The organism is Actinokineospora xionganensis (genome assembly GCF_014323725.1).
GTDB classification, from domain to species: Bacteria; Actinomycetota; Actinomycetes; order Mycobacteriales; family Pseudonocardiaceae; genus Actinokineospora; species Actinokineospora xionganensis.
In genome coordinates, this window is record NZ_JABVED010000023.1 from 49,755 (window position 1) to 69,843 (window position 20,089).

The following is a 20,089-nucleotide window of genomic DNA, read 5'->3' on the forward strand; positions in this document are numbered from 1 at the left end:
GCCCATGACCGCGGTCCGCGCCCGCCGTGCCCTCGTCATCGACACCCCGCCCACTTCCAACGGCGACCTGCACGTCGGTCACCTCGCGGGCCCGTTCCTCGCCGCCGACGTCCACGCCCGTTACCTGCGTTCCGCCGGCCGTGAGGTCGTGTTCTCCACCGGAACCGACGACAGCCAGACCTATGTGCTCGCCAGCGCCCGCCGCAACGGGCTCACGCCGGAGGAGCTCAGCGGCCGCTCCTGGCACCAGATCCGGCAGACCCTGCTCGACATGGGCATGTCCCTCGACGGCTTCGCGCCCTACGACGACCGCTACCGCGCGTCCGTGCTCGACTTCGTCAACGCCTTGCACGCCAAGGGGAAGTTCCGGCTGCGCACGGTCCGGCTGCCCTACTCCGAGCGGACCGGCGAGTTCCTGGTCGAAGGGCTGGTCCGCGGCGACTGCCCGGTGTGCCTGGTGCGCAGCCGGGGCGGGCTGTGTGAGAGCTGCGGGCACCCGAACAACTTCGACGAGCTGCTCAACCCACAGTCCACTGTGGATCCCGACGATGTCGTCACCGCTCGGGAAGCCGAGATCCTGGTGCTGCCCATGGAGGAGTACCGCGAGGAGCTGACCGAGTACTACCGGCAGCGCGAGTCCCGCCTGCGGCCGCACACGGTGCAATTGGTGCGCGAGGTCCTCTCCCGGCCGCTGCCCGACTTCCCCATCACCTACCCGATCAGCTGGGGAATCCCCGCTCCCTTCCCCGAGACGCCCGGCCAGGTCGTCAACGCCTGGGTGGAGGGCATCCCAGCGGTCATGTACTGCACCGGGTACGCCGCCGAGCAACTGGGGGAGACCCACGCGGCCGACGACGAGCTGTGGCGGGCCGAGCACGACGCCGAGGTCATCTACTTCATCGGTTTCGACAACGTCTACTTCTGGGGACTGACCCACGTGGCGCTGCTCATGGCCCACGAGGGCCGCTACGTCCTGCCGGAGACGATCATCTCCAACGAGTTCTACGAGCTGGAGAACGAGAAGTTCTCCACCAGCCTCGGCCATGTCGTGCACAGCAAGGACTTGCTGAGGGAGGTGTCGCGGGACCTGATCCGGTTCTACCTCGCGATCAGCGCCCCGGAGCACCAGCAGACGAACTTCGGCCGCGACGCGCTGGCCAAGGTGACCGGGGACCGGCTGGTCGACCCCTGGAACCGGCTGGCCTGCCTGCTCCGTGCGTCGGTGGCCGGAGCCGGGCTCGACAGTGTGCCGCTGCCGGTCTCGACGGCGGCCAAGGAGCGGTCGCGGGCCGTGCTCAGCCGGTTCCGCACCTGCTATGAGCTGGAGTCCTACAGCCTGACCCGGGCCGCGGCGTTGATCGTGGACCAGCTCGCCAGGCTGGTGCGCGCCGCCGAGGCGCTGCCGCAGTCCACAGTGGACAAGGAGCGGCTCGGCGACCTCTTCTTCGAAGTGCGAACTCTGCTCACCGGCGCGGCGCCGATCCTGATCGACCTGGCGGGCGGGCTCTCGGACCGATTCGAAGTCGGGGGCGACACGGTCACGGCGTTCGCGCTGCCCTTACTCGAGCGAGCGGTGGTGCGCTGATGTCGCTCACCACGGTCAGTTCCGCGCCCGCACCGCCGCTGGAGCGGGTGGACGCCCGCGAAGTGCGCCGGATCGCCCTGGACCTCTGTGTGTGGGGGACCGAGCAGGTCGACGACCCCGAGTGGATCGCCACGGTCCGGCACGCGGGAGTCACTCTGCCGCAGGCGCTGCGCCGCACCCTGCGGACATTTCGGCGGGACTCCGGTCCGACCGGCACCCTGCTGGTCCGCGGCCTCCCGGTCGACGGAGATTCCCTGCCGTCGACGCCGAACGTGAACGGCTCGGTCCAGCGGATCGTCACCGTGCCGGCGGCCGTGCTGATGCTCGCCGCGTGCGAACTCGGCGAGCCCGCCGCCTTCCGGGCGGAGAAGTCCGGGGCCCTGGTCCAGGACGTCGTTCCGGTGCCAGGTAAGGAGACGTTCCAGGGCAACGCGGGCTCGGTGCTGTTGTCGTTCCACAACGAGAACGCCTTCCACGCGCATCGACCGGACTACGTCATGCTGCTCTGTCTGCGCCCCGACCATGACGGCGTCGCCGGGCTGCGCACGGTCTGCGCCCGGCAGGTGCTTCCCTTGCTGGGGGAGGAAACGCGGCAGGCGCTGTTCAGTCGGGAGTTCGTCACCGACCCGCCGCCGTCGTTCGGGGGCGGTGGTGGCGCGACGGCCCCGCACGCGGTGTTCCGTGGCGCGCCGGAGGATCCCGACATGCGGGTGGACCTGGCCGCGACGACCCCGCTGACCCCGCGTGCCGCCGCCGCGCTGGTGGAACTGGCCCAGGTGTTCGACCGCACCGCGAGTGTCGTCCGCCTGGCCGCAGGCGATCTGGCCATTGTGGACAACCGGGTCGCCGCGCACGGCCGGACCGCGTTCCAGCCGCGCTACGACGGCGCCGACCGCTGGCTGCAGCGCACGTTCGTCGCCACGGACCTGCGCCGCTCCCGTGACCACCGGCCGCGCGACGGCTACGTGCTCGACCGGTAGCGAAGTGGGACGGACAGTGAACCAAGAGCACACCGACCCGTACGTCGTGGTCATCGTGGGCGCTGGACCGCGGGGCACCGGGATCCTCGAACGGCTGCTGGCCAACGTCGGGGAGATCCCGGTGTCCCGACCGCTGCGGATCGACCTGGTCGACCCGTTCCCACCCGGCGGCGGTCGGGTCTGGCGCCAGGAGCAGTCGTCCCTGATGTGGATGAACGCGTTGGCGGGCAACGTCACCATGTTCACCGACGACACCGTGCGCTGCGCGGGTCCGATCCGGCCAGGGCCGTCGCTGAGCGAGTGGGCGGCGGCCGACGGGACGCACTGGGACGTGCTCGGAATGAGCTTCGCCAGCAGGCAGGTGCAGAGCCACTACCTGTCCTGGGTGTTCGACAAGATCGTGGCCGAGTGCCCCGACGGCCTCACGGTGGCCGTCCACGAGACCACCGCCACCCGGCTCACGGGCGGCCCGGACTCGCGCCAACAGGTGTGGCTGGCCGACCGCGCCGAACCGCTTGATGCGGACGTGGTCGTGCTCGCTCTCGGCCACCAGGAGGCCGGTCCGAGCGAGGAAGACCTGCGGGTGGCCGGTTTCGCCGAGCGGCACGGTCTCCGGTACCTGCCCAGCGCGTACACCGCCGACGCCGACCTGTCCGGGTTCCTGGCGGGGGAGAACGTCGTGTTGCGCGGCTTCGGCGCGGCGTTCGTCGACGTGATGGCGCTGCTGACCGAGGGCCGCGGCGGCGAATACCGGGTGGAGCAGGGCAAACTGCGCTATGTCCCGTGCGGCGACGAACCGGTCCTCTACGTCGGGTCGCGCCGCGGCGTCCCATACCGGGCCAAGATCGCGTACCGGCTGGTCGGCAGGCCCGCGCAGCTGCCGTGGTTCTTCGACGCCGCGGCGCTCGACCGGGTGCTGGCCGACCGCGAGCACCTCGACTTCCGGACCGACCTGTGGCCACTGATGGCCAAGGAGATCGGCTGGGGCTACTACCACGAGCTGTTCACCGCCCACCCCAACCGGGTCACCTGTGACTGGGACGAGTTCTTCGCCGGTTTCGCCGCCTACGACTGGGACAGCGCACCGCTGCGCGAACTCGTCGAGGCCGCGGTGCCCGAACCCGCTGACCGGCTGGACCTGGCGGCGGTGGACCGGCCGCTGGCCGGGCTGCGGTTTGCCGGGTTCGACGAGGTGCAGGCGCACGTGCGCGCCGAGATCAAGGCCGATGTGCGGCGCCGCGGCGAGTTCACCCACAGCGCCGACCTCGGCGCGACCGCCGCGATGCTCTCGGTCAACCGGCAGCTGCGCCAGCTGCGGGCCATCGAGAAGCTCTCCGCCCGGTCGATGGTGCAGGACGTGCACGGGTGGTGGCAGGGGTTCTTCGAGTACTACACCAGCGGGCCGCCCGCGCAGCGCAGCCGTCAGCTGCTCGCGTTGTCCGAGGCGGGAGTGGTGCGGTTCCTCGGCGCGGACATGTGGGTCGACACCGATGAGGAGCGCGGCGTGTTCCGTGCGGGTAGCGCGAGCACTCCCGACAGCATTGAGGCGACGGCGCTGGTGGAGGCCCGGCTGCCGCGCGCGGACCTGAGCACCACGACCGACCCGCTGCTGCGCGGGCTCTACGAGAGCGGCGAGGCCACCGACGACGTGCTGGCCGACGAGGACGGCTTCGAGCACAGCTCAGGCCTGCTCCTGGTGTCCACCGAGGACTTCCGGGTCCTCGACAAGGCAGGCCGCCCGCATCCGCGCCGGTACGCCATCGGCCCGTTCACCAACGTGCGCCACTTCGCCGCGTTCGCCACCCCGCGCTCCAACGCCGTGTCGTTCCGACAGAACGACACGCTGGCCCGCGGCGTGCTGGCGGTCCTCGCGGACGGCGACGACCGTTTCGAGTACCCGACCGAGCGGCACACCGTACACAAAGGACTGACACTATGAACGCCACCGCCCGCCCGCCCGCCGTCCTGTTCATGGGCGACCTCGTGATCGTCGCCCGGCAGACCAGGCTCATCGCCGAGGCGCACCGCCGCGGGTTCGCGCCGCTGCTGGTCGTCACCCCGTACACCGACCCGGCCCGGCTCGCCGAACTGCGCGCCGACCCCGAGCACCCGCTGTCGAAGCTGGCCGACGTGGTCGAGGTCGAGGACGCCAAGGTCGACTTCGTCGTGCCCGGCATCCAGCCCTGGCTGCGCCGCTACGACGTGCAGGCCGTGCTGTGCGTCGGCGACTTCTTCGTCGAGCCGGTCGGCGTCGTCGCCGACTGTCTCGGTGTGCCCGGCGCGGGGTCGGCGGCGAGTCGCATCAGCCGCAACAAGATGCTGCAGCGCACCGCGCTTCCTGACTTCTCACCCGCTTTCCAGGTCGTCACGCCTGCCGACCGGACCAGTCCCATCGCGCCGGACATGACGTTCCCGGTCGTGGTCAAGCCGGTGGCGAGGTTCTCCAGCCTCGGGGTTCGGCAGGTGCACAAGGCGGAGGACCTGCCCGGGGTTCTTGCCACGTATCCCGAGGACGAGACCGTGCTGGTCGAGAGTCGCGTCGTGGGGCCGGAGTTCTCCGTGGAGGCCTTGACCCAGAACGGGGAGGTGCTCTGGTCGGGTGTCACCGCCAAGCGCACCAACGAGTCCGGCGGGATCTTCTTCACCGAGATGGGCCACACCTCGCCCGCGGAACTGTCCGACGCCGACGAGCGTGCCCTGGTCGAGGCGAACGCGAAAGTGTTGCGCCGCCTCGGTTTCCGCGACGGTATCTCGCACGCCGAGTTCCGCCTGTCGGCCGACGGCCCGGTGATGATGGAGATCGCCACCCGACTGCCCGGCGACGGGATCACGTTCCTCTGGGAGCTGGCGACGGGCGAACCCCTCGAACCCGTCATGCTCGACCTCGCCCTCGGCGAGCCCACGGCGTATCCGGCGCCGCGCAGGCGGGCCTGCCAGGTCTACCTCGACCACCCCTTCGGCCCGCTGCGCGACGTCACGAGCACCGGCGCCCCCGTTTCCTGGGTGACCCGCGACGACAGTTGGCCCGCGTTCACCCCGCAGGCTCCTGACGCGCCCGCGAAGGACCACGCGGTGCTGGTGACCGTGGTGGAAGGCGAGGTGCTCGGCCCACAGACCGACTCGGAGGCACGGTCGGCCTCGGTCGTGTTCGACCTGCCCCTCGACGAGGCGACCGAACCACTGGCGAAGCTGTACGCCGACACAGTCACCATCACGGTGGACACGCCGTGAGCAGGCTCGGGGTCGCGGTCCACGAGCGGTTCGGGGGGTTGCCCCGGTCCTACTGGGTGCTGTGGGGCGGCACCCTGGTCAACCGCCTGGGCACCATGGTCCAGCCCTTCTTCGCCTTCTATCTGACCGGATCCCGGGGGCTCTCCCTGCCCGAGGTCGGCGCCGTCCTGACCGTCTTCGGCGCGGGCGCCTTCTTCTCGCAGTTGCTCTCGGGGGCGCTGGCCGACCGCTACGGCAGGCGGATCACCCTGACCGGCGGCATGCTGGCCACGGCGGCGATCATGCTGACCCTGGCGTACAGCGAGAGCCTGCCGGTGATCATCGGGTGCATGTTCCTGCTGGGCGTCGCCATGGAGGTCTACCGACCGGCGTCCAGCGCCCTGGTCGGGGACATCATCCCGGTCAAGGACCGCACGCGGGCGTTCGCGCTGCTGTTCTGGGCGGTCAACCTCGGCTTCACCGGCGGCATGCTCACCGGCGGGGCGCTGGCCGGAACCGGCATCCTCTGGCTGTTCTGGATCGACGCGATCACCTGCGTGGCTTTCGGCCTGCTGGTGTGGTTCGCCGTCCCGGCGGCGCATGAGCAGCCCCGCGACAAGACCCGGACCGGATCGTTCCGCGAGGTGCTGAACGACCGGGTGATGGTGGTCTTCACCCTGATCACGCTGGCGTACGCGGTGGTCTATCACCAATCGATGATCACGTTGCCACTGGCGATGAAGGCCGATGGACTGTCACCGGTCGCGTATGGGATCGCGTTGGCGGCCAACGGTGTTGTCGTGGTGCTCGTGCAGCCGGTGGTGGTGAACTGGCTGGGCAAACACGACCACAGCATCGTGGCGGCGGTGGGGATGACCATAGTCGGGATCGGCTTCGGCCTGACCATGTTCGTCTCGTCGACGGCGGGCTACGCGGCGACGGTGGTGGTGTGGTCGCTCGGCGAGATCGTGGTGACCGGTGTCAGTGCGGCGATCGCGACGAACTTGGCTCCTGCGCGTTTGCGGGGGCGGTATATGGGTGTTTATGGGTTCGCGTTCTCGCTGAGCAACCTGATCTCACCGGCGGTCGGCATCTGGTTGCTGAGCTTCGGCCCGGCAGTCCTGTGGTCGGCACTGGCCGTGTTGGCACTGGTCGCATCCGTGGTGCAGTTGGCCATCGCACCAGAGATCAGGCAGCGGACAGACCACCTGGTATCGGTTTAGTCAGACTCAAACCCACTAATCGCAACGGGCCGAACCACCCAACAGATACCCCAGCCAAAGCCGGCCCTAGCCGCCTAGCAGCAATCCCACCCTGAGGGCGGCGGCGAGCACATCCGGGTCCCCCGTCCGCGCGTAGACCTCAACCGCGGTGTCGGCGAACTTGATGACGTGTTCGTCGCCGTTCTCGGCGGCTCGGCCGAGGACTTCCACCGCGGGATCAGCCGTGTCCGGAGCAACAGGCAGCGTTTCCCGAGGAGCCCCGACCGGAGGAGCGTAGGTAGCCACCAGCGCGGCACTCGCCGCCCAAGCCGCGTCCAGGCTTGGTGCCCACAACTCCGGAGGCAGCGCCGGAAACGCGTTCAGCACCGCGTTCGGTGCGGTTGCCATGTGTACGAGCAGGACCGGGCTGCCGTGCCCGTGCGTCAGGTACTTCCGGGTGGCCGCCGTGACGAGGTCGGTCAGCCGGGACCGGGCGTCCTCAGGGTCCTCGGCGGGCCGCAGGGCCGCCAGTGAGCCGGAGAACTCCGGCCCGAGTTGTCCAAACCGGTCCGCCACCTTTCCCTGCTGAATCGGAATGCGCCACATCGCCTCCAGCGCCTGAGCTGACCCCAGCGCACCTGCCGGTGCGGCGAACCCCGGCACCCCCGTCGACCGCCCCGCCCACCACGCCAGCCCATGTGCCAGCTCGGTCAACGCGGGTGCGCTCTCATCACCGGCCAGCAACGTCCGAAGCGCGTGGCTCACCCGGATCACGCCGTGGGTCGCGCCCGCCACGATCCCCGGCAGCAGCCGCGGCCACCAGATTGCCAGCACGTCCCGCCACGGGTGTTCGCGCAGTTGCTCGGTGAAGTATCCGACCCAATCGCCGATGCGGCCGAACTCGCTCAGGGCGGACTGCCAGTTCGCCTCGGTGATGCGCTCGGTCGGCGACGGCAGGGTGTCCAGCCTGGTGATGTAGGCGTCGAGCCAGCGGGGGACCAGGTCGGCGTGACCGCGACGGACCAGGACCTCCGCCGCCATCGGACCGTGGTTGGACAGCTCGTCGCCCCATTCCGGTCCCGTGCCGTGCAGGCGTTCGTAGGCCTCGTCCAGGATCTCGTTCACGACCCTGATCTCCTTGTCGATCGACAGACTCCCCTTGCACACCAAGGTACAGGCGCGGCACTCCGCTGCCCGATGGCGAAAGCGGACGACCGCTCAGTCCGCGCGGACGGGGCTGTGGTTGATGACCACCCCTGGGGCCAGCGTTCCGGTGACGACCCGGTGGGCGATCTCGCTGAGCCGGGTGCTGTTCGCGCGACCGTACTGGCGCAGCAGCTGGAAGGCCTCGGACATGTCCAGGTCGCCCGCGTGGGCCAGGACGCCTTTGGCCTGTTCGATGGTGATGCGGTTGTTGAGCGCTGCCTGAAGCTGTTCGGTGAGGACCTCCCCGCGGTGGATCGCCCGCTCCTGCAGGATGCCGATCGTGGCGGTGTCGGCCAGCGCGCGGGCCACGCGGAGATCCTGCGGGTGCATCGGTCCGAGCCGGGTGGCGAACAGGTTGAGCGCGCCGATGGTCTGGCCGCGCAGTCGCAGCGGGACCGCGTGCACGGCCAGGAAGCCCTGGTCGACGGCCTGGGCGGAGAACCGCGGCCAACGAGTCGACTCGGCGCCGATGTCGGGCGCCGACACCGGTTCCCCGGTGCGGAAGCAGTCCAGACACGGCCCCTCGTCGGCCTGTAGCTGGAACAACTCCAGCAACCTGCTCTGCTCACTCGACGAGGCGAGCAGTTCCAGGCCGCCTCGCTGGTCGGACAGCAGCAGCCCGGCGGCGGTGGCGTCGAACAGGTCCACGCAGCTCTCGACGAGTTGGTGCAGGACGTCGACGATGTCGTAGTCGTCGACGAGGGTGTCGGCCAGGTCGACGAACGCGTGCAGCAACCGTGTTTCCCGGGCCATCCCGGGGTCCGCTGACTGGCCCATCGGACACGATCCTTTCTCCGTGGCAGACCACGGTAGCGCCGGGTCAGGTGTCGAGTTCAGCTGGATGGAGTCTGCGCTGGGTGAGGGCGTGGGCGACGTCTTCGATGAGTGTGCCCGTGCTGAACGCGTAAAGGCGCAGGCGAGCCAGGGCCTGCTCGGCTGGGATGCCGAATTCGGCGATGAGCATGCCGGTGGCCTGGTGCACTTCCCGCCGATGTCGCGGCAGCGGCGCCAGCCAGGCGTCGATCTGTCCACCGGCCACCTGGGTGCCCAACAGGGCCATCGCGGCCAGGTCGACGATCCCCAGCGCGGTTGCCAGCTCGTCGTCGGTGAGCCACCCGGGGGCGCGGCGATAGAGGTCCATCGCGCCGATACCGATCGCGCCGTGCTGGATCGGGAACGCGAAAATCGCTCCGATCGGCTGCCCTGCCATTTCGGCGGCGAACACCGGCCACGCGGTGGCACCCGCCAGGTCGGGAACGAGCACCGGGCGCCGGGCCCGGAAGGTGTCGACGCAGGGCCCCTCACCGAGAGTGAACTGCACCGACTCCACGCGGCGGATGATCTCATCGCTGGCATGGAGCAGTTCCCGGTTTCCGGCTCCGTCGATCACCGAGATCGCCGCACCGTCCACCGGCAGCGCCTGGACACAGGCCTGGCACACGCGGGCGACGGCATCGGCTCCGCCCGCGCCGTCGCCAAGCGCGGCGACCAGGGACCTCCGCAGCGCGGCCACGGCTGCCTGAGCGTCGAGAGGCTCACCCATCCATGGCCGCCCCACGATCGGAAGTTCCGGTAACGATCAGTCGAGCGTACCCGCACGGCGTATTTGCGGAGCTCCCTTGGTGGTATAAAGGGTGTAGCGCATTCCCGGCCGCGGATTGATGGCGGGGAATCCGATTGTGTCCAGCGGAATGCTGTCCCTGACCCCGGCAGTCGATCCACACGTGAGTCGTGCGGCCGATGATCTGCAGGGAGTCTCCATGGCGCACCCCCAGGACGTTCTTCCCACCCATGACGTCGGCCGTCTGCCCGTCCAACGGCCGCCTGTCCAGGCGTCGCCGTCACCGATTCGTGTGATCACGCCGGGCACTACAGTGGTCGAGGTCTCCGGCGACCTCGACGCCGCCACCTCGCCCGCCGTGTGGGTCCGGTTGTCGGCGGCGCCGCCGGGTGACCTTGTCATCGACTTGTCCGCGGTGACGTTCATGGGCGTGGCCGGACTCCGGTTGCTCCTGCGGCTGCGCGAACACCGGGGCCCGACGGGTGCGACCCTGCGTCTGGCCGCCGCCCCATCCTGTGTCCATCGGCTGATCGGCCTCGCCGGGCTGGTGACCGAACTGCCGATCTGGCCCTCCGTCGCCGAGGCCGTGGCGGACACCGCCCGGTTCGACTCCCTGTCCCGATGACCACCACGGGGCGCCCGGGCCAACGCGAACAGGTGGGCAGCGACTTCGCCGAGCTGTCCAGGTGGATCAAGGGAGCGGGTCTGCTCCAGCGCCGGTATGGGTACTACGCGGCCCGGATCTCGGTGAACGCGGTGCTGTTCGCGGCGGTCGCGGTCACGTTCGTGTCCATCGGGGACACCTGGTGGCAGCTCTTCACGGCCCTGTTCGCGGCGCTGGTGCTCACCCAGTTCGCGTTCATCGGCCACGATGCGGGCCACCGCCAGATCCTCCGATCACGACGGGGAAACGACCTGGTCGGCTACATCCACAGCGCGATCACCGGGATCAGCTACCAATGGTGGGTCGGCAAGCACAACAGGCACCACGCCAACCCGAACCACGAGAGCTCCGACCCCGACATCGAGATCCCCGCCCTGGCGTTCAGCCGGGAGCAGTCCCGGGACAAGCGCGGACCGTACCGGTGGATCACCAAGCACCAGGCATACCTTTTCTTCCCACTGTTGCTGGTCGAGGCGGTGATGTTGCGGATCGCCGGTGCGCAGGCGGTGTTGCGGCGCGAGGTCAAGTTCGCGCGCCTGGAAGGGGCACTGATTGTCGGTCACACCGCCGTGTACCTGGGGGCGGTGTTCCTGGTTCTCTCACCCGTCAAAGCCGTGGTGTTCATCGTCGTGCATCAGGGGCTGATGGGCGTGTACCTGGGATGTTCGTTCGCGCCGAACCACAAGGGCATGCCGGTCATCGCCGCGGGCGAGAAGCTCGACTTCCTGCGCAAGCAGGTGCTCACCTCGCGAAATGTCACCGGCGGTCGGTGGATCGACTTCACGCTCGGCGGGCTCAACCACCAGATCGAACACCACTTGTTCCCCAGCATGCCCCGCCCGAATCTGCGCCGCGCCCAGCCGCTGGTCCGTGACTTCTGCGCCCAGTACGGCGTCTCCTACAGTCAGTGCGGCCTCCTCGCCTCCTACGCCGACGTGCTGCGCCATCTGCACGACGCGGGCGCGCCGCTGCGGGAGGAAGCGCGAACGCGGCGGCGGGCCGCGATCGGATCACGGTGAGCGCCGTGCCCGCCTGACGGTCGTGGCGCGGTGGCGACGGACCTGGTCGCGCTGGGCCGGCCAACCTGCCTACTCGGCGATCGCTATCCGCCGGAGTTGATAAGTGCCCACCGTGGTGACGACCACTTGGCCGTCGGTGTCGGTGACTTCGGCTTCGAGGATGAACTCCGCCTTGCCCGCGTCCTCCGCCTCGGCGGTCACTCGGTCGATGACCTCCTGGGTCAGGGTCGCGGTGGCGGTCACGTCCGTGGTCGCCGGGCGGCGGAACTGGATCTCGACGGTCTTGACCGTGGGCAGGAACCGGGAGATGTCGAAGGTCGGGAAGCAGATCGCGCCGCCAAGGATCTCGGCGACGGAGAACAGCGAGCCCGCGTACAGCGTGCCGAGGTGGTTCGTGTTGCCCTCCAACGGCACGCGCGCGGAGGCGTGACCGGGGCCGAGGTCGGTGATCTCGATCCGCATGGCGCGGGCGGCCGGGATGAGGTTCTGGACCAAGGTGTTGATCCCCGTGAGAGCCGATTCGGCCAGGGGGTTCCCCTCGTTCACGTGTGCCATCCTGAAACCCTAATGGCAAATGGGATTGGTCCGCCGGAACAACGGCGATTGTTCCGTGAACCAATCACCTTGATTGGCTGACACCGTGCGGCGTGTCCTCGTCAGTACCGATAAAGCTCAAGGCGCCCAACGAATCCGTGATCCGTCACGTCCACCGTGGACTGTCCGTTGTGGTCCACGGGTGGAGCGCGGCACTTTCGCCGTGATGGAATCGAGTCCATTCGCTACCTTGCGGTAACAAGTCGTCGCCGTGTGAGATACGCCGCAGTCCCCACTCAAGCCCCGCGGCGGTCACCCCCTGCTGCGCGGCCGACGGCAGGAGTCCCCAGGTGTACCGATCTCGCCGCAGCCGGATGTCACCAGGCAGGGCCCGCCTCGCTGCAGGCGCATTGCTCTTGCCGTTAACGCTGGTCGCGACGAGCGCGGGCACCGCGTCAGCGAGTCCCACGGCCGGGCCGACCACCATCGTCTCCCTGGGCGACAGCTACATCTCCGGCGAGGCCGGGCGCTGGAAGGGCAACAGCCTCACCAACTCCGGCAGCCGCGACGGCACCGACCGCGCCTACACGGGCTCGGGCTACGACCCGGCCCGGGTGTACGGCACGACGTCCGCCAACGGCTGTCACCGGTCGGATTCCGCGGAAGTCAAGTCCGCCACCGGAACCACTGAGGCCCAGGTCAACCTGTCCTGCTCGGGCGCCACCACGAAGAACATCTTCCGCGCCGCCAACGGCGGTGTGGCCTACAAGGGTGAAGCGCCGCAAGCCGACCAACTCGCCTCGGTCGCCGCGACGCACAATGTGAAGGTCGTGGTCCTGTCCATCGGCGGCAACGACCTCGGCTTCGCCGACATCATCACCAAGTGCGCCACCGACTACCTCATCTGGTACTCGTACTGCCACGACGACCAGCAGGTGGTCGTCGACAACAAGATGGAAGCCGCGATGGCAGGCGTCGCCAAGTCCATCGACGAGATCCGCGCCGTCATGACCGGCGCGGGCTACGCGGCCACCGACTACCGAATCACCCTGCAGTCCTACCCTTCCCCCATCCCGCGCGCTTCGGAGAACAGGTACTACGAGAGCGGCTGGAGCCGCGCGAACACCGGCGGCTGCCCGTTCTGGAACAAGGACTCCGACTGGGCCCGGGACTCCCTGGTCCCGCAGATCGCGAACCGCCTCAAGGGCGTGGCCACCGCGAAGAACGTCCAGTTCATGGACCTCCGCGACATGCTTCAGGGCCGGGAGGTCTGCGCGAAGGCCAGCAGGCTGGTCAGCGCCTCCGCCCCCACGTCGAACGCGAGCAGCGAATGGGCCCGCTGGATCGACAGCCAGTCGACACAGGGACCCGTGCAGGAGTCGATGCACCCCAACTACTACGGCCAACTGGGCCTGGGCCGCTGCCTGGCATTGATGTACGCCAAGACCACAGGAAACCATGCCTGCCGCAACACCGCAGGCACCGGCGCGAGCGGCATGTACCTCACCGCCACACCGTAAACGGCAACCCCAGAGCGGCAAACTTTGGTCCACTATGGATCGGCGTGCCGCAACGACAAGATTCCCAAAAGAACGTAACGGACCAACCCAAACAGGCACCCCCAGCGAAGGCCGCCCAGGACAGGGCCTAGACAGCCCGAATAGCAGCTAGAGCAGCATCAACCTCTTCGGGTGTATTAGGCAGCCCAGTCCCAATCCGCGCGTACCCGATCCGATGGCTCGCGGTAGTGATCAGAATCCCCTTGGCCCGCAACGCCTCCACAATTCCACTATTCGACACCCCCGCCTTCTCGAAGCAAGTGATCCCAGCAGACATGGAAGCACTCCGAGGCGTCTGCAGCGTCACCCCAGGGATCCCGGCAAGCCCGTCCTTCAGGCGCGTACTCATCTCACTGATCCGAGCGGCTGCGGCAGATCGTCCGATCTCCTGCTGAAACGCCACCGCCGCGGGCACCGCCCACCGATGCTCATACGCGACGAACCCGCCAGGCGTCAGCGGATTCGAGGTGAACGAGGAAGCCATCGGCCGCAAGTGTTGCCGCGCGGTGCCTTTCACCCACATCAACCCGGTTCCACGCGGCCCGCCCATCCACTTGTGCGTCCCCGCCACGAAGAAGTCCGCGCCAAGCCGCGCCGCGTCGGCGTCCACGGCGGCAAGACCATGCACGCCGTCGACGACAAGCAGGCATCGGTCGGCTTCGGTCCGTCCCTGATTGGCGGCGGCCACGACCGCGGCCATGGCCTCCACCGGCATCCGCACCCCGGAGCTGGACTGCACCCACGTCGTGCCGACGACCCGGGTCTTCGCGGTGATCGCGGCCCGCAGTTTCGACGCCACCTCGTCAACAGTCGCGGTGGCCGAATTGGTGAAGAGGCTGATCTGGCGCACCGTGGCACCGCGCTTCTCTGCGGCCAGCCGGGCGGCGCCGTTGTGCACGAAGTGGTCGTGTTCGGTGATCAGGAATTCCTGGCCGGGCTTCACGACGAGCCCGTTGTAGACCAGCCCGAGGCCGATCGTCGTGTTCTGCACGAGCACGATCTCGCCGGAGGCGCCGCCGATGAACCCGGCGAGCGCCGATTCGGCACTGGTGCCCGCGGGCGGAGAGTTGATCGACAGCGGATTCGCGTCGATCAGGGCGCTGTAGCGGTCGATGGCGTCGCGCACCGGTTTGGAGTTGGACGCGAGATAGAACAGGCCGAGGTTATTCACGTTCGGGTCGAGCCGGTACGCCGCGCGCACCGCGGGCCAGTCGGGCGCGCCGGAACTGGTGACGTAGCGCTGGGCGCCGGGTTCGGCCCCGCACGACCCGCCGAGCAGACCGACTCCGGACACGGCACCGACGCCGGCGACGAAAGCACGCCGAGATAATTCGGACATAACCCCAGGATGGCCCTGTTCGCGGCGCTCAGGAAGGCGTCGGCGACTGGAAAGCGTCGCGAATAGTTGACATTTGCCAGTTCTCTTGACTCTTATTTAACTCGCCAGTAGCTTCGCGGAAACCCTGCCTGGATCGGAGCTCTCGATGAAGAGAATCCTGCGAGCCCTTCCCGCCGTGATCGCTGTGGCCGCCCTGGTGGTCGTCCCCAACGTCCAGGCAGGCGCGAGCGAGGTGGACACGACGGTGGCGCGGGCCGACTGCGGCCCGGGGGCCTCGCCGGAGACCGGCGTGCAGGGGCAGGTCCCGCTGGCCGATCGCGAAAGCGGCCGCAGCGCCCAGGGCTACTCCTGCAACCTCGAGCTGATCAGCCGGTTCCAGGGTCAGGGGCAGGCCACCGTCGGCGCGTCCTACGGCCACTGCCAGTACCTGGGCACGATCATCCCCAGCGCGCTGACCGCGAAGGTCAAGGGCGTCAACGTCATCGACATGTCCGACCCGGCCAACCCCCGCCTGTCGACGTCGCTGGTCAGCCCGGCCACGCTCGGCGGCACCTGGGAGACGCTGAAGGTGCACGAAGGCCGCGGGCTGCTCGCCGCGGTGTCGGTCGGACCGGGCACCGGCGGCTTCTTCGTCTCCGTCTACGACGTGAAGACCGACTGCGCGAAGCCCCGGCTCCTCAACGGTGTCCTCGGCACGACCCTCACGATCCCCGGGTTCTTCCCCGGCCACGAAGCGGCCTGGTCGCCCGACGGCCGCACCTACTGGACCACCGGTGCGGGCCCGGGCACCATCGCCGCGCTCGACATGAGCAACCCCGTGCTCCCTCGGGTGATCTTCAACGGGCTCACCGGGCTGACCAACCACGGGCTCGGCTTCAGCCCCGACGGCAACCGCGCCTACGTCGCCAGCGCCGTCCCCGCGGGCATCACGATCTTCGACAGCAGCGACATCCAGAGCCGCAAGCTGTTCCCGAGGCTGCGCCGGATCGCCGACACCACCTGGGAGGATGGCGGCGTCACCCAGCACGCCATTCCGTTCACCAGGGACGGCAAGCCGTACTACCTGGCCGTCGACGAGTTCGCCTCCGGCGGCGCCCGGATCGTCGACATCTCCGACGAGCGCGCCCCGCGGGTCGTGCGCAAACTCAAGCTGGAGATCAACCGGCCGGAGAACATGCCGCTGCGCGCCAAGGACACCGCGAAGAACGGGATCTTCGGATACGAGGCGCACTACTGCTCGCTCGACCGGACCGTCGACCCGACGACGGTGGCGTGCGGCTGGACGCAGTCCGGTATCCGCGTCTTCGACATCCGCGACCTGATGAACCCACGCGAGATCGCCTACTTCAACCCGCCCGCGCAGGTCGGCAAGCGGGCCGAGCTGGTCAACTCCGCGCACGCGTTCGTCCCCGGCCAGCCGCTCTCCGACGCGGCCAACGGCAACGTCGGCGACCCGGCGGGCTACCTTGGTCCGGTGGACATGACCGCTGACTGGTGCATGTCGCCGCCCCGCCTGGACGGCGACCGCCTCTGGGTGAACTGCGACGACAACGGCGCCATGCTGCTGCGGTTCACCAATGGGGCGTATCCGCGGTCATGAGCCGAATGCGGATGGTCATGGTCGCGATCGCGCTGCTCGTGGCCGGGATCGCGGTCGGCGCGGCCGGGGGCGTGCTGCTGGCTCCCGCGCCGCAGCGGCCACCCGCGGCGCCGAGCTTGGTCGACATCGGGTTCAGCCAGGACATGATCGTCCACCACCAGCAGGCCTTGGAGCTCGCGGGCCTCGTGCGCGGCAGGCTGGGCCCGTCCGCGGCGACCGTCGCCGCCACGATCGAGAACTCCCAGCAGCGCGAGATCGGGCTGATGCAGGGCTGGCTGTCGGCTTGGGACGCGCCGCAGGTGTCGGACACCGAGCCCATGGCCTGGATGGCGGGCAAGCACGACCACGGTGACGCCGAAGCACCGATGCCCGGTCTGCTTTCGCGGGCCGAGCTCGACGAACTGGCCGGACTGAACGGCGCCGAACTGGAGTCCAGGTTCATCCGGCTGATGATCAGGCACCACACCGGCGGGGTCGAGATGGCGACCATCGCCGTACGCGAGGCCGCGTTGCCGCAGGTGCGTGCCCAGGCCCGGCTGATGGTGGCGGAGCAGCGCAAGGAGATGGGTGTGCTCTCGGGCCTGCTGACGGCGGGCGCCGGTCGGTGAGACGACCTGGTCGCCGTGCCTGCTGGGGGCGGGCACGGCGACCAGGGTTTCGCACCACCCCGATTCCGTGGGGCGGGTTCGGGCGGTGCGATTGCTCAGACGCCCGAGACGGCTTGGGCGTTCCGCCCGAGATCGAATCAGTTGTCGGAGCACGGTGCCGGTCCGGTGGTTCGCCTGCCTGCCTGGCCTGGTGCCTTGGCCCGGCTCAGATCAGCACCCCGGGGTTGAGAATCCCGGCGGGGTCGAGGGTGGACTTGGCCGCGGTCAGCGCCGCCGCGAACGGGTCCGGGCGTTGGCGGTCGTACCACGGGCGGTGGTCGCGGCCAACGGCGTGGTGGTGGGTGATCGTCCCGCCGTTCGCGGCCAGTGCGTCCGATACCGCTGTCTTGATTTCGTCCCATTGGGCCACGGTCTGTCCCCAGGTGCCCGGGGCGTACACACCGAAGTAGGGTGCTGGGCCGTCCGGGTAGACATGGGTGAACCGGCAGGTCACCAGTCCGACGCCCGCGATCTGCCGGATCGCGTCCGTGGCGGCGGTGGTGACGGCCGCGTGCAGCGAGTCGAAGCGGTCCCAGGTGCAGGCGGTCTCGAAGGTCTCGACGATCATCGAGCGGCGGGCCAGGGCGTCGCGCTGGTAGGGCATGCGCAGGAATGAGCCGCGCCAGTGCGCGCTCGGGTTCTTCCCGCCCTCGCTGACTTCGCCGCCGTGGTCCTGGCAGATCTCCACCGCCCGGGCCAGTGCGCTGTCGACTGGGTGGTCGGCGGATTCGAAGCCCAGCACCAGAACGCCGCCGCCGGTGGTCACCCCGGCGTTGAGGAAGGCCTCCGCTGGGTCGAGAAGCCTGCAGTTGGCGGGGTGCAGGCCCGACTGGGCGACCGCCCGGGTGGCCGCGACCGCCGAGGCATAGTCGGCGAAGTTCAGGGAGGCGTTCGCGCGGTGTGTCGGGCGGTCCTGCAGGCGCATCCACGCCTCGGTGATGATGCCGAGGGTGCCTTCCGATCCGAGGAACAGCCGGTCGGGTGAGGGGCCCGCGCCGGACCCGGGCAGTCTCCGGGATTCGCTGACACCGCTGGGGGTGATGACCCGCGTCGACTCGACGAGGTCGTCGATGTGGGTGTGCAGGGTGGCGTAGTGCCCGCCCGCCCTCGTCGCGAGCCAGCCGCCGAGGGTGGAGAACTCGAAGGACTGCGGGAAGTGGCGCAGGCTCAGGCCGTGCGGGCGGAGCTGGTCCTCCAGGTGGGGGCCGAACACGCCAGCCTGGATGCGCGCGGCGCGGCTGGTGCGGTCGATCTCGACGACCTGGTCGAGCCCGCCGAGGTCGATCGTCACCGCCGGACCTTCGAAGCGCGGTTCGACCCCGCCGACCACCGAACTCCCGCCGCCGAACGGGATCGCCGCCACCCCGGCCGTCGTGCACCAGTCGAGCAGGTCGACGACGTCCTGTTCGGTTCGCGGCCGGGCGATCACGTCGGGCACGTGGGCCAGTTCGCCGCGCAGGTTTCGCACCACGTCGCGGAACGCCTTGCCGTGAGCGTGCGCCGCGCGGTCGGCCGGGTCGGCCGAGCACAAACCCGCCAGCGAGTTCGGCGGGCGCACTCTTGGCGGTCGGAGGCCAAGGTCGGCGACCTTCGGCGGCTCGTGGTCGGTCAGGTCCGCGCCCGGCAGCAGACCAGCGACACGGTCGGTGAGTGCCGTCAGCTCCGGGCCCGCGAGCGCGTCCTCGTCGTTGCCCCAGCCCCACCACGACCTGCCCATCGTGTCCCACCTTTCGTCGACCGGGCCAAGCTACCGCTCGTCCAGTGTGGACGTCGTCGCGAGCGCGAGTAGGGTCTCGTCGATGCGGCGAATCCCGGATTCCGAGCGACGCGCGCGGCTGAGCCTGCGCCACGGTCTGGCGGCGCCCATTCCCTCAGCCGACCCGACCGACGTCGCGGAGGCTCTGGTCGCCCTGCACGCCACCGATCCCTGCACGGTGTACCTGTCCGTGCTCGCCCGGATGGCGGTGGACCCGGACACCATCACCGCGGCGCTGCACGACCGGCGGACGATGGTCCGGATGCTCGGCATGCGCCGCACGGTGTTCGTCGTGCCGCGCGCGCTCGCCCCGGTGGTGCAGTCCGCGTGCAGCCGTGCGGTGGCCGCGACCGAGCGGCGACGGCTGGTCAAGCAACTGGGGGACGCCGCCGTGGCCCCCGACGCCGCGGCCTGGCTCCGCGACGTCGAGCAGTCCACCTTCGCCGCGCTGTCGGCACGGGGGGAGGCGAGCGCGGCTGAGCTGTCCGCCGACGAGTCTCGGCTGCGCACGTCGCTGCTGATGGCGCCGGGAAAGCCTTATGAGGCAAAGCAGAACATCACCTCGCGGGTCCTCGGCCTGCTCGCCGCCGACGGGCTGATCGTGCGCGGCCGCCCGTTGGGATCGTGGACCTCGACGCAGTACCGGTGGTCGCCGATGACCGCATGGTTCCCCGACGGCATGCCATCGCTGGACGTGTTCGAGGCACGCACGGAACTGGCGCGTCGATGGCTGCGGGTGTTCGGCCCTGCCACGGTCGGGGACCTGAAGTGGTGGACGGGGTGGACACTCGGTGACACCCGCAAGGCGCTCGCCGAGGTGGGTGCGGTGACTGTCGAACTCGACCACGGCACCGGCTTCGTCCTCGCCGACGACGTGGAACCGGTCCTCGACCCGGAGCCACGACCGGTTCTGCTGCCCGCGCTCGATCCGACGCCCATGGGGTGGACTGGGCGCGATTGGTACCTGGGGGAACACTCGGACCGGCTGTTCGACCGGTCGGGCAACATCGGGCCGACCGTGTTCTGGGATGGTCGGGTCGTTGGTGGGTGGGCACATCGGCCGGATGGGGAGATCGCTGTCCGGCTGCTGGAGGACATCGGGGAGTCGGCCTCGGCTTTGGTGACCGCTGAAGCCGAGCGGTTGGCTGGATTGGTTGGGGTGGTTCGGATGCGGTCTCGTTTCCCGACTCCGTTGGAGCGGGAGTTGCTCGCGGTCTGCGCCTAGGA

At 69.4% G+C, this 20,089-nt stretch carries 17 protein-coding genes; 11 read left to right on the forward strand and 6 right to left on the reverse strand.

What is annotated here, in order from left to right; translation table 11 throughout:
- Positions 1-4 precede the first annotated feature (4 nt).
- Genes GPZ80_RS28255 through GPZ80_RS28275 form a run of 5 tightly spaced genes read left to right on the forward strand, consistent with a single transcriptional unit; the run spans position 5 to position 6,998 of the window.
- Positions 5-1,585, forward strand: a complete 1,581-nt coding sequence (locus tag GPZ80_RS28255) for a class I tRNA ligase family protein (protein WP_187224150.1) — start codon at positions 5-7, stop codon at positions 1,583-1,585.
- On the forward strand, positions 1,585-2,565 hold the full coding sequence (locus GPZ80_RS28260; protein WP_187224151.1) for a TauD/TfdA family dioxygenase: 981 nt from the start codon (positions 1,585-1,587) through the stop codon (positions 2,563-2,565). The genes GPZ80_RS28255 and GPZ80_RS28260 overlap by 1 nt, the downstream gene beginning before the upstream one ends.
- Positions 2,566-2,581: 16 nt before the next feature.
- Complete coding sequence (locus GPZ80_RS28265; RefSeq protein WP_312880628.1) at positions 2,582-4,504, forward strand: FAD/NAD(P)-binding protein; 1,923 nt, start codon at positions 2,582-2,584, stop codon at positions 4,502-4,504.
- On the forward strand, positions 4,501-5,796 hold the full coding sequence (locus GPZ80_RS28270) for an ATP-grasp domain-containing protein (protein WP_187224152.1): 1,296 nt from the start codon (positions 4,501-4,503) through the stop codon (positions 5,794-5,796). The genes GPZ80_RS28265 and GPZ80_RS28270 overlap by 4 nt, the downstream gene beginning before the upstream one ends.
- Complete coding sequence (locus GPZ80_RS28275) at positions 5,793-6,998, forward strand: MDR family MFS transporter (RefSeq protein ID WP_312880629.1); 1,206 nt, start codon at positions 5,793-5,795, stop codon at positions 6,996-6,998. Before GPZ80_RS28270 ends, GPZ80_RS28275 begins: the two co-directional genes overlap by 4 nt.
- A 66-nt stretch (positions 6,999-7,064) precedes the next feature.
- Here GPZ80_RS28275 and GPZ80_RS28280 read toward each other — a convergent pair whose 3' ends face one another.
- From GPZ80_RS28280 to GPZ80_RS28290, 3 genes are all read right to left on the reverse strand, one after another.
- Positions 7,065-8,102 (reverse strand): hypothetical protein, encoded by a 1,038-nt coding sequence (locus GPZ80_RS28280; protein WP_222719985.1) that lies wholly within the window; start codon positions 8,100-8,102, stop codon positions 7,065-7,067.
- A gap of 93 nt (positions 8,103-8,195) precedes the next feature.
- The gene (locus tag GPZ80_RS28285) at positions 8,196-8,960 is read right to left on the reverse strand and encodes a GAF and ANTAR domain-containing protein (protein WP_246477567.1); all 765 of its coding nucleotides are present in this window, start codon (positions 8,958-8,960) and stop codon (positions 8,196-8,198) included.
- A 43-nt stretch (positions 8,961-9,003) separates the two neighbouring features.
- Positions 9,004-9,726, reverse strand: coding sequence for a GAF and ANTAR domain-containing protein (locus tag GPZ80_RS28290; RefSeq protein WP_187224153.1), 723 nt, complete (start codon positions 9,724-9,726; stop codon positions 9,004-9,006).
- Positions 9,727-9,943: 217 nt separating this feature from the next.
- Here GPZ80_RS28290 and GPZ80_RS28295 point away from each other — a divergent pair, with 217 nt between their 5' ends.
- Complete coding sequence (locus GPZ80_RS28295; protein WP_187224154.1) at positions 9,944-10,369, forward strand: STAS domain-containing protein; 426 nt, start codon at positions 9,944-9,946, stop codon at positions 10,367-10,369.
- Positions 10,366-11,427 (forward strand): fatty acid desaturase family protein, encoded by a 1,062-nt coding sequence (locus GPZ80_RS28300; protein WP_187224155.1) that lies wholly within the window; start codon positions 10,366-10,368, stop codon positions 11,425-11,427. Before GPZ80_RS28295 ends, GPZ80_RS28300 begins: the two co-directional genes overlap by 4 nt.
- A gap of 69 nt (positions 11,428-11,496) precedes the next feature.
- Here GPZ80_RS28300 and GPZ80_RS28305 read toward each other — a convergent pair whose 3' ends face one another.
- Positions 11,497-11,982 carry a PaaI family thioesterase gene (locus GPZ80_RS28305; protein WP_187224156.1) on the reverse strand — a complete coding sequence of 162 codons (486 nt, stop codon included), beginning with the start codon at positions 11,980-11,982 and terminating at the stop codon, positions 11,497-11,499.
- A 389-nt stretch (positions 11,983-12,371) separates the two neighbouring features.
- Here GPZ80_RS28305 and GPZ80_RS28310 point away from each other — a divergent pair, with 389 nt between their 5' ends.
- A complete protein-coding gene (locus GPZ80_RS28310) occupies positions 12,372-13,481 on the forward strand; it encodes a GDSL-type esterase/lipase family protein (RefSeq protein WP_222719986.1) in 1,110 nt (369 codons plus the stop codon).
- 127 nt (positions 13,482-13,608) lie between these two features.
- Here the strand turns inward: GPZ80_RS28310 and GPZ80_RS28315 are convergent, their stop codons facing one another.
- Entirely contained in the window at positions 13,609-14,721 is a 1,113-nt protein-coding gene (locus GPZ80_RS28315; protein ID WP_222719987.1) for an aminotransferase class V-fold PLP-dependent enzyme, read from the reverse strand.
- Positions 14,722-15,004: 283 nt separating this feature from the next.
- Here GPZ80_RS28315 and GPZ80_RS28320 point away from each other — a divergent pair, with 283 nt between their 5' ends.
- Positions 15,005-16,459, forward strand: a complete 1,455-nt coding sequence (locus GPZ80_RS28320; RefSeq protein WP_187224159.1) for an LVIVD repeat-containing protein — start codon at positions 15,005-15,007, stop codon at positions 16,457-16,459.
- Positions 16,456-17,067: a DUF305 domain-containing protein gene (locus GPZ80_RS28325; protein WP_187224160.1), complete on the forward strand. Its 612-nt coding sequence runs from the start codon at positions 16,456-16,458 to the stop codon at positions 17,065-17,067. Before GPZ80_RS28320 ends, GPZ80_RS28325 begins: the two co-directional genes overlap by 4 nt.
- Positions 17,068-17,272: 205 nt before the next feature.
- Here the strand turns inward: GPZ80_RS28325 and GPZ80_RS28330 are convergent, their stop codons facing one another.
- The gene (locus GPZ80_RS28330; protein ID WP_187224161.1) at positions 17,273-18,823 is read right to left on the reverse strand and encodes an FAD-binding oxidoreductase; all 1,551 of its coding nucleotides are present in this window, start codon (positions 18,821-18,823) and stop codon (positions 17,273-17,275) included.
- A gap of 82 nt (positions 18,824-18,905) precedes the next feature.
- On the opposite strand from GPZ80_RS28330, the gene GPZ80_RS28335 reads away from it, so the two are divergent.
- Positions 18,906-20,087: a winged helix DNA-binding domain-containing protein gene (locus tag GPZ80_RS28335; protein ID WP_187224162.1), complete on the forward strand. Its 1,182-nt coding sequence runs from the start codon at positions 18,906-18,908 to the stop codon at positions 20,085-20,087.
- The last annotated feature ends 2 nt before the right edge of the window (positions 20,088-20,089 follow it).

Coding starts and splice junctions, on each gene's coding strand:
- GPZ80_RS28285 (WP_246477567.1), bottom strand. CDS start 8,960: ATGGGCCAGTCAGCGGACCCCGGGATGGCCCGGGAAACACGGTTGCTG.
- GPZ80_RS28255 (WP_187224150.1), top strand. CDS start 5: ATGACCGCGGTCCGCGCCCGCCGTGCCCTCGTCATCGACACCCCGCCC.
- GPZ80_RS28295 (WP_187224154.1), top strand. CDS start 9,944: ATGGCGCACCCCCAGGACGTTCTTCCCACCCATGACGTCGGCCGTCTG.
- GPZ80_RS28330 (WP_187224161.1), bottom strand. CDS start 18,823: ATGGGCAGGTCGTGGTGGGGCTGGGGCAACGACGAGGACGCGCTCGCG.
- GPZ80_RS28290 (WP_187224153.1), bottom strand. CDS start 9,726: ATGGGTGAGCCTCTCGACGCTCAGGCAGCCGTGGCCGCGCTGCGGAGG.
- GPZ80_RS28325 (WP_187224160.1), top strand. CDS start 16,456: ATGAGCCGAATGCGGATGGTCATGGTCGCGATCGCGCTGCTCGTGGCC.
- GPZ80_RS28260 (WP_187224151.1), top strand. CDS start 1,585: ATGTCGCTCACCACGGTCAGTTCCGCGCCCGCACCGCCGCTGGAGCGG.
- GPZ80_RS28300 (WP_187224155.1), top strand. CDS start 10,366: ATGACCACCACGGGGCGCCCGGGCCAACGCGAACAGGTGGGCAGCGAC.
- GPZ80_RS28305 (WP_187224156.1), bottom strand. CDS start 11,982: ATGGCACACGTGAACGAGGGGAACCCCCTGGCCGAATCGGCTCTCACG.
- GPZ80_RS28335 (WP_187224162.1), top strand. CDS start 18,906: ATGCGGCGAATCCCGGATTCCGAGCGACGCGCGCGGCTGAGCCTGCGC.
- GPZ80_RS28320 (WP_187224159.1), top strand. CDS start 15,005: ATGAAGAGAATCCTGCGAGCCCTTCCCGCCGTGATCGCTGTGGCCGCC.
- GPZ80_RS28270 (WP_187224152.1), top strand. CDS start 4,501: ATGAACGCCACCGCCCGCCCGCCCGCCGTCCTGTTCATGGGCGACCTC.